Origin of the sequence: Daejeonella sp., from assembly GCF_049655485.1 — a bacterium.
GTDB lineage: Bacteria > Bacteroidota > Bacteroidia > Sphingobacteriales > Sphingobacteriaceae > Daejeonella.
On record NZ_JBASJU010000227.1, the window covers coordinates 1 to 6,158 of the forward strand.

Consider the following 6,158-nt stretch of genomic DNA (forward strand, 5'->3'; position numbering starts at 1 on the left):
TCTGATGCCTGGTTACCCACCCTGACTGGCTTGTTACCTAAGTATCCATCCAAATGATCAAGAATTTCTTCATTGAGGTCACTTTTTCCGTCTATTGCATAAAGGGGCTGATACCGGAAATTTTCCGACACGGAAATGCCAGCAACATAGTTAAAGTAGCGCTCCATTTCTTCAAAATGGCCGATGTGATTAAGTGCAGATATTACATAAAAGGTGTCCCTTAGCCAGCAAAACCGGTAATCCCAATTCCTTCCGCTGCCATCATATTCAGGCAAGCTTGTTGTTGCAGATGCAATGATTGCGCCTGTATCTTCATACTGATGGATTTTTAGAACCAGAGCCGAACGGATAACGTACTCCTGATAAAAACCTGCTATGCTAGAATGCTTAATCCATGTGCGCCAATAAGTAATGGTTTCCCGAAGGAAGGTTTCGCAAGTGCTTGCCAATGGAGCCTCAAGCGGTTCCCCATAAGTTAACACGAGAAATTTAACTTCGTTTAATAAGAAGTAGCTTTCGTCTGATAAGTCTGTTATAGGGATATTCGAAGTGAGGCGCATGTCATCGTCACCGCCCACAAATTCAATATGGTTACTGCCGCGATGAGCTTTCAATTGGCGTTTACCATAATCATAGGTCAGTTCGCATTTAACTTTTATCCGGGGGCGCCCTTCTATGGGTTCTATTTTTCTGATAAGCATGAGAGGCTTAAAGAACCGGTCATATTGCTTAAATCTGGGAGCAAAATCTGTTACCCGATAGGTACCACTTTCGCAGGTAACTTCGGTGCACAACACATTGGTGTTCTCAAGGTAATATTGAGAAGAGGTAAATTCTGATGAAGGTTGTATTGAAAATTCTCCTCCTTTATTTTCGTCGAGAAGGGAGCCAAGAACGAAGGAACTATCAAATCGTGGCCAACAAAGCCATGAAATATTTGTGTTTTTATGAACATGTGCTAGGAAAGCACAATTACCTATTAAGCCGTAATTATAGAGATGTTTTTTAACCATTATAGAATGACAAGTAAAAGCCTCAGAAGTTTTAAATTTTTGATCCAAAAGTACTCCCGAATTGGTTAAAAACCAAGATATCCAGAGTGATAAAATTGATGGGAACGTGAACCGCTGAAGTCGATTTGCGGTTTATATTTAAGAATCGTACCTTGTATTTTTTAGAGCTCTTAGCTCATAGTTCAATTCCGGGTTTCCTGGACGGTCTGCATTTCGACATTGGTTAAATACCTGGGCATCGCTTACGGTAGGAATAATACCTGTTTTTTCGGTGTGATTTACTGTTTCAACCTGCTAAAAGCATCAATAGCACGTTATTTGCTTATTTATTAAATTCAAAAGAGAAAAAACAAGAAATATTTAAAATAGAAAGATTAGAATCAAATGGGCAGAACTATTATCATATCTAACCGCCTGCCAATAACGGTATCAAAAAAGGACGATAAATTCATATTCAAATCCAGTGAGGGTGGCCTCGCAACAGGGTTAGGGTCAGTCAATCATGACGAGGGAATGCTCTGGATCGGTTGGCCGGGAATTAGCGTGGAAAAAGAATCAGAAGTTAGCGAAATAACTACTACACTTTCTCAAGATAATCTGGTGCCGGTTTTTTTGAGTTCGGTTGAGATCAAAGAGTATTACGAAGGTTTTTCGAATGAAGTGCTCTGGCCAATATTTCATTATTATGCATCAACTCATGCAAATTATAAACAATCTAACTGGGATTATTATAAAGAAGTAAATAAGAAATTTAGTGAAGTAGTGGCAAAGTATGTTGAGCCTGATGATGTAATATGGGTGCACGATTATCAGTTACTGTTACTTCCTGAACTTATCAGGGCAATTCACCCGAATATCTCCATCGGTTTCTTCCTTCATATACCCTTTCCTTCTGTTGAAATATTCAGACTTCTTCCTTGGAGAAGCGAACTACTGAGCGGTATGCTTGGGGCTGATTTACTGGGATTTCACACATTTAATGACGTCAGACATTTTCTAGAGACTGTAACCCAATTTTTGCCTGTTGCTTCTTCGGCGAATACAATAGCCCTGGAAGATCGGGTGGTCGTTGCCGAACCTTTTCCCATGGGAATTGATAGTGAGAAGTATAATTCTCTCCCTGAGAAAAAAAAGGTTAAAAAACACATCGACGAATTGAAACGTGTGAGTCAGGATAGGAAAACAATATTGTGTATCGACAGACTCGATTATAGTAAAGGGATTCCACAGCGCCTCCAAGCATTTGAAAAATTACTGGTAAAACATCCTGAGTATAAAGGGAAGATAGTCTTGCATATGATTGTTGTCCCATCTCGCGACAAAGTCCCTGAATACAAAGAGCTCAAAAAACTTATAGACCGTAGAGTAGGGGAGATCAATTCCCGCTATCGCACTATAGACTGGAATCCTGTAAACTATTTCTACCGATCATTCCCAATTGAAGAGTTATCGGCTCTGTACGCACATTCTGAAGTTTGCATGGTTACGCCGATGCGTGACGGAATGAATCTGGTCAGTAAAGAATATATCGCCAGCCGGATTGACGGCACAGGTGTTCTGATTTTGAGTGAGATGGCTGGTGCATCGAAGGAACTGGTGGACGCTATTATAGTTAATCCAAGTAATGTAGACTCCGTTACCGAAGCTATAATAACTGCACTGGAAATGCCTGAGGAGGAGCAACGACGAAGAATGAAGCTGATGAGGGCAATTGTGTCCAAATTCTCAGTAAGCCATTGGGTTAAAATATTTATGGAACGTTTGAAGGAAATAAAACATATGCAGGAATCAATGCAAACAAGAAAGATCGGTCCAACAACCGCACAGGCTATTAAGAGACTTTACCATGAATCGCAGAGGAGGATTATTTTTCTTGATTATGACGGAACCCTTGTTAATTTCAGTGCCGACATCAATTCCGTGTCGCCAGATAAAGACTTGTATGATCTATTAAATGTACTTATTTCAGACCCCTTAAATTTTGTGGTCCTAATCAGTGGACGTAGTCATCAAAACTTGGAGGAATGGTTTGGTCATATGGAAATTAATCTTATTGCAGAACATGGAGCCTGGCATAGACGCGCGGGGGTCTGGGAGGAACATCCCGGTCTGGATGATCAATGGAAAAAAGATATATATCCCGTATTGGATATGTTTGTCGATCGTACACCAGGAGCTTTTATTGAAGAGAAAGACTTTTCACTTGTATGGCATTACCGTAAAGTTGAAAAAGGCTTGGGAGAACTGCGGACTTCAGAATTAGTTAACAACATTAAATATCTTATTAACGACCGTGGACTTCAGGTTCTTTCCGGCAACAAGGTCGTTGAGATAAAGAATATAGAAATTAATAAGGGTAAGGCATCATTAGGACATCTTCATAACAAAGACTATGACTTCATCATGGCAATTGGTGATGACCATACAGATGAGGATATCTTCAAAAGTATCCCGGATGATGCTGTAACGATAAAAGTTGGAAGTAATATTTCGTCAGCAAGGTTCTACCTAAGGGATCCGGGTAGTGTTCGAAGGTTGTTAAGGAGTCTTTCCGAGCCTGTTGTTACGGACGATCACTAAATACGAAGTCCTTTTATTGGCCTATTTTACACTCAAAACGGGTATGGTTGAGCGATTGATAATAAATCGGTTATAACTTTGACGGAAAAATGTAGTGTATCCTGTATTTGTATGGGCAGAAATTATGATAAGGTCCGCATTGCTGGCTTTGGCTTTCCTTAATACATTTTTTGCGGAGCCGGGAGCGTCTTCGATTTCATTTTTGATGTTTTTTGTAGAAATGGAGATAAGTTCACGAACTGAACTCATCAGTTTCCCCAAAAGATCAAGTTCATCCTTGTCGTTAGCCGATCTTACAGAACCAAACAAAGTTACACTCGATCCATTCTTCTCTATAATAGGTAAGGCTGCGCGTAGCTTTGTGATGATAGGCCTCTTTACCCATACCGGAAAAAGAACAGATTTGAAATGGGTGTACTTGCAATTTCTGGGAACAGCCATTACAGGGCAGGATGATGCGTTAATGAGCTTACAAACATCCCGATTAAATGAAATATTAAAAGGGGAAGAAGCCCCGCTTTTTTGAACAACTATTATGTCGCAATAAAAGTTGTCCGCTATTTCAGCCACTGTTGTTGAAAAGACACCATCTTCAACATGATAAAAGCATTTTATTTGATTGGCTTCCTCAATTTGATTGGCGTATTTTTCCAATGACTTTAATTCAGCTACTCTTGACTCCAACCGTATCCCAATGAGCAGGGCATTTTTGCCCGTAGGGTAGGCGAAATCATTTTCTTTATTTACCTGTAAGATATGCAGAGTTGCATCGTGTCGTTTACACATGGCTATTGCCAGTTGTATAGCCTGATCAGATGAAGTTGAAAAATTTAGAGGGACAAGTATATTTTTAATAGCTTTTTCCATACGATTAGAGTTAAATACGTTGGTTGAAAATCAATTGCTTGGCGATTTCTCATACTCCGATAATTTTGGAGAAGGTACTGTGAAAAGTGTCTGAGTGGGATAAGCAAACTCTATTTGTTCAGATTCAAATTTGTCTAAAATCTCGAAATAGATTTTCTGCTGTGTATCCATAAAGACACTGTATTCTGAGCTCATGACGTAATATACAAATTCAAAGTCAAGGCTGAAACTGCCAAATCCGGAGAAGTGCCCCCGGTCTAACCTGGCATTTTCGGTCGATTCGATAATATCTTTTACGATTTCCGGGACTTCTTTAACTTGTTCTGCCGGAGTCTGATAGGTAATGCCTAGTTTAAAGACTATCCGCCTCTCTTCCATTCGCTTATAGTTATGGACCCGGGAATTAGTAAGGTAGGTGTTAGAGCAAATTAGTTGTTCTCCGCCCAGCGTCCTGATACGGGTGGTCTTTATGCCGATATACTCGATGTTACCCATCTTGTCGTCGACGATTATAAAATCGCCAATTTCGAACGGTCGATCAAAAAATATTACAAAATAGCTGAAGAGGTCACCAAGTATTGTTTGGGCAGCAAGTGCGATAGCAATCCCGCCTATTCCGAGCCCCGTGATCAAGGTAGTTACATCATATCCCAGATTATCGATGATGAATACTATTCCCAGGATCCAGATAATGATATTTATGATTATAAGTAGCCCCTTAGCCTGCTTCTCCTCGCTTTCCTTATTTTCGCGCCTTTTGATAAATGAAAAGATAAACTTCCTAACTAGCGATGTAATGATGCGCAAAGCGAAGAAAGTGATAAACAGGAGGGTAGCTATATGAAGAACCGACACAACTTTCGTCGGAAGAGCCAATGCATTTAAAGAAACCCGGAACGCAAATAGGTAAAGTAGCGGGACAATAGATTTTTCGATTGTCGCTATCAGGAAATCGTCAATTGTGGTTTTACTTTTGTCAGACCATTGTTTAAGGCGTTTTAGAATTATGCGCTTGAAAACCAGTATAGCGAGAATTCCTGCAATTAACATGAGTAATGAAATAATCCAGTTTTGGACTGAGTTCTCGAAAAAAGTTCTGGTCAAAAATTGAGACATAGCCAGAGGGTTTAATCTCCAAAGGAGAGGTGAACGAATGATAATCAGGAAGCTTTATTTGGAGTAAAAAATAAAGTTTGTGGATGCTACCTGACAATGATTAGGAACAACAAGTCTTCCGGGTTGAATAAATTCTGTTGAGGGTTTGCTGTTCAGGAAAATCAAAGATACGAAAAATATATTTGGAGAGTTTAGGATCCTTCTTTGTGCACTAGCGATCATCAGGGATTAATTAACATTATTGCAAAATGTTGTGTATTTATCCGGCTAAAAGAATGGCTGGTAAATGAGAAATCAGTCAAGCAATTAAGCTTTCCTAAGATAAAAGTAACTCAACGCAAATAAGCATAATGTGCCCAACAGGAAACTTCCCAGTACATCAGTAAACCAATGTGCACCTAAATATATTCTGGAGAAAGGCACAGCGATTATAAAAAAAGCAGAAATAATGGCTACAGTTACTCTAACAGAAAAATTAACATTTTTTAACCTGTTCATCAGTACTATCAGAAATCCAAAGAAAACCACATATAGGAGAACATGGCCACTAGGGAAACTTTGATATTTGGCTTTGTCAATAAC

At 39.5% G+C, this 6,158-nt stretch carries 5 protein-coding genes; 1 reads left to right on the forward strand and 4 read right to left on the reverse strand.

The features are described from left to right. A partial coding sequence (locus WBJ10_RS09660; protein ID WP_424289717.1) for a glycoside hydrolase family 15 protein occupies nt 1-1,013 on the reverse strand: 1,013 nt, incomplete at its 3' end. Nucleotides 1,014-1,397: 384 nt separating this feature from the next. Here WBJ10_RS09660 and WBJ10_RS09665 point away from each other — a divergent pair. Next, nucleotides 1,398-3,593, forward strand: coding sequence for a bifunctional alpha,alpha-trehalose-phosphate synthase (UDP-forming)/trehalose-phosphatase (locus WBJ10_RS09665; RefSeq protein WP_424289719.1), 2,196 nt, complete (start codon nt 1,398-1,400; stop codon nt 3,591-3,593). Between the two features lie 21 nt (nt 3,594-3,614). Here the strand turns inward: WBJ10_RS09665 and WBJ10_RS09670 are convergent, their stop codons facing one another. From WBJ10_RS09670 to WBJ10_RS09680, 3 genes are all read right to left on the reverse strand, one after another. Further along, entirely contained in the window at nt 3,615-4,460 is an 846-nt protein-coding gene (locus WBJ10_RS09670) for a universal stress protein (RefSeq protein ID WP_424289721.1), read from the reverse strand. 30 nt (nt 4,461-4,490) lie between these two features. Then, nucleotides 4,491-5,576: a mechanosensitive ion channel family protein gene (locus WBJ10_RS09675; protein WP_424289723.1), complete on the reverse strand. Its 1,086-nt coding sequence runs from the start codon at nt 5,574-5,576 to the stop codon at nt 4,491-4,493. 306 nt (nt 5,577-5,882) lie between these two features. Next, the coding region (locus WBJ10_RS09680) for a phosphatase PAP2 family protein (protein WP_424289725.1) at nt 5,883-6,158 on the reverse strand (276 nt) is incomplete at its 5' end.

What these genes read in the sequence shown, in the direction of transcription:
- WBJ10_RS09665 (WP_424289719.1), top strand. Translation starts at nt 1,398, where the DNA reads ATGGGCAGAACTATTATCATATCTAACCGCCTGCCAATAACGGTATCA.
- WBJ10_RS09670 (WP_424289721.1), bottom strand. Translation starts at nt 4,460, where the DNA reads ATGGAAAAAGCTATTAAAAATATACTTGTCCCTCTAAATTTTTCAACT.
- WBJ10_RS09675 (WP_424289723.1), bottom strand. Translation starts at nt 5,576, where the DNA reads ATGTCTCAATTTTTGACCAGAACTTTTTTCGAGAACTCAGTCCAAAAC.